General features: G+C 40.3%; 1 protein-coding gene. It reads left to right on the forward strand.

Annotation, left to right across the window (positions count from 1 at the left end; genetic code table 11):
• The coding region (locus tag CUZ56_RS15630; RefSeq protein WP_204250993.1) for a penicillin-binding transpeptidase domain-containing protein at positions 1–231 on the forward strand (231 nt) is incomplete at both ends.

A 231-nucleotide genomic window follows, 5' to 3' on the forward strand; every position in this document is an offset into this window, starting at 1 on the left:
CGTGATAACGGTGAATGGATTTTAGGTCAAATCCCAGCCGCTAACTCTGCATTAGTTTCATTAAACTCCGATAATGGTGCAATTGAAGCCATGGTGGGTGGCTTTAGTTACGAACAAAGTAAATTTAATCGTGCAACCCAATCTTTAGTGCAAGTCGGTTCTTCAATTAAACCATTTATCTATGCCGCTGCGTTAGAAAAAGGTTTAACGCTTTCAAGCGTATTGCAAGAC

The sequence above is a fragment of the Saezia sanguinis genome (genome assembly GCF_003991585.1).
GTDB classification, from domain to species: Bacteria; Pseudomonadota; Gammaproteobacteria; order Burkholderiales; family Burkholderiaceae_C; genus Saezia; species Saezia sanguinis.